This window comes from Limimaricola litoreus (assembly GCF_024159025.1).
GTDB classification, from domain to species: Bacteria; Pseudomonadota; Alphaproteobacteria; order Rhodobacterales; family Rhodobacteraceae; genus Limimaricola; species Limimaricola litoreus.
The window spans coordinates 1-1,919 of sequence record NZ_JAMYXC010000090.1 but is presented as its reverse complement, the minus strand read 5'-3'; the positions used below and the strand labels follow the sequence as shown (position 1 = coordinate 1,919).

3 protein-coding genes are annotated in these 1,919 nt (G+C 72.7%); 1 reads left to right on the top strand and 2 read right to left on the bottom strand.

What is annotated here, in order from left to right; genetic code table 11:
• Both NHG85_RS06350 and NHG85_RS06345 read right to left on the bottom strand, forming a co-directional pair.
• The coding region (locus NHG85_RS06350) for an NAD-dependent epimerase/dehydratase family protein (protein WP_253330858.1) at window positions 1–223 on the bottom strand (223 nt) is incomplete at its 3' end.
• Window positions 211–1,323 carry a Gfo/Idh/MocA family protein gene (locus NHG85_RS06345; RefSeq protein WP_253330856.1) on the bottom strand — a complete coding sequence of 371 codons (1,113 nt, stop codon included), beginning with the start codon at window positions 1,321–1,323 and terminating at the stop codon, window positions 211–213. The genes NHG85_RS06345 and NHG85_RS06350, both read right to left, overlap by 13 nt.
• A 167-nt stretch (window positions 1,324–1,490) precedes the next feature.
• On the opposite strand from NHG85_RS06345, the gene NHG85_RS06340 reads away from it, so the two are divergent.
• Window positions 1,491–1,919: WecB/TagA/CpsF family glycosyltransferase (locus tag NHG85_RS06340; RefSeq protein WP_253330854.1), on the top strand; the 429-nt coding region annotated here is incomplete at its 3' end.

The following is a 1,919-nucleotide window of genomic DNA, read 5'->3' as shown; positions in this document are numbered from 1 at the left end:
CCATCCGCGCGGCGGCATGGATCACCGCCGCCACGCGGTCGAGCGGCGGGCAGTCGCGGGCGAGATCGGCGCGGACCGGATCGATGCCCCTGTCCCCGGCCCATTCCGGCAGCGCCGCGCCGCGCGAGATCGCGCGCACCTCGTGGCCCAGCGCCCGCGCCCGCGCCACCACCGCGCGTCCAAGGAACCCCGTCGCGCCGGTGACAGCGATCACAGCGCCCATGGCATCGGCTTCATCGGCGCGCAGCGCGTCGTCATCTCGCGCGCGGCCCCCTCCTGGATCGCCAGCGTCACCTCCGTCAGATGCAGCGCATAGGCCCCGGCGAGGCGGCTTTCGCGCCCGGCCTTGATGGCGTCGAGCATCTCCACAGGGCCCAGCGCGAAATCCATCCGCGCCGCGCCGCGCCGCCCCGGCTTGGGCTGATGCGCCCCCTTGAGCGAGACGTCGCGCGCCAGCGGGCTCTCGAGCAGGCGGCGGCGCAGCCGCATCCGGCGGCGGTAGCGCACGGGGGCGTGGTTGTCCCAGGCGCGGGCCACCTCGATCACGCCCTCGTCGCCGAAGACGCGCAGCCGGTGGTCATGTGGTGCTGCGATCGAGCAGGTCAGCCGCGCCACCGGGCCGCTTTCGAAGAACAGCGCCGCGACCGAGAAATCGGGCGTGCCCTGCCGCGCGCCCGGCTTGTCGGGGATCACCTCCGCCGCCGCCGCGACGACCCGCGCTACGGGGCCCAGATGCGCGATCAGCCACGACAGCCAATAGCCCGCGTGCTCCAGCGTGCAGCCAGTGGAGAACTCGTCCTCGGCGGGCCACGGCGCGCCGCTTTCGCTGGCCCAGCTGTGATAGGGCGCGCGCGGCACGAAGCCGTCGTCGAGCTCGGCGTAGATCAGTCGCGGCGCGCCGCCCACCCCCATGCGCAGCGCCCGGCCTAAGCCCTGCGCCGAGTGCGACAGCACCGAGGAGGGGGCGGAGGCCAGCTGCAGACCCCGCGCGCGCGCCAGATCGTGCAGCTCTCGCGCGGTTTCCATGTCCGTCACCATCGGCTTTTCGGACCAGACGTGACGGCTGGCCCGCAGGCAGCCGCGGGTGATTGCGGCGTGGCTCCTGGGGTTGGTGAGATTGAGCACCAGCCCGTCATGCGGCAGCGCCGCGCAGGCGGCCGCCGGATCGGGCAGCGGCGCGACACCCCAATGTTTGCAGAAGGCCGCCAACCGGGCCGGGTCGCGGTCATGGGCGCCGAGCACCCGGATCTCGGGGTGAGCCTTGAGGCTGCGCATGTAGAGATCGGCGACATAGCCGCATCCGATCACTGTGACGTCTTTCATCGCGGCGCGGCTCCGTGCAGTCTGTTGGCATCCGACCGCTTCCGGTCCGGGCCTGGGTGGTACACAAGGGACATGGCGGCATTGGGGCGGCCGCGAGACCCGTGGGCTCATGGCTATGCCAGCCCGCGCCCCGCGCCAAGAGGCGGGCGACAGGCGAGGACAGCGCGATGGAATTCGATCACGGGGCGGGCCGGGTCTGGGTCAACATCACCGATCATGCCGATCTGATGGGCGAAGTGGGGGCACGGCTGCGCGCGCAGCGGGGCTTCGCCCTGGCGACGCTCAACCTCGATCACCTCGTGAAGCTGAGGTACGATTCTGAGTTCGCGAAAGCCTATGGCGCGCAGGATCTGGTGACCGCCGATGGCAACCCGGTGGTCTGGCTGTCGCGGCTGGCCGGACGCGAGGTCGCGCTTTTGCCGGGGGCCGATCTGGTCGAGCCGCTGGCGGCTCAGGCGGCGCGCTGCGGCGTGGCGGTGGCCTTCGTCGGCGGCACCGAAGACAGCCTCGCCCGCGCCGCCCGGGCGCTGCAAGACCGCGTGCCGGGGCTGCGGGTCGCGGCGCGCATCGCCCCGCCCATGGGCTTCGACCCAAGC

What these genes read in the sequence shown, in the direction of transcription:
- NHG85_RS06345 (WP_253330856.1), bottom strand. Translation starts at nt 1,323, where the DNA reads ATGAAAGACGTCACAGTGATCGGATGCGGCTATGTCGCCGATCTCTAC.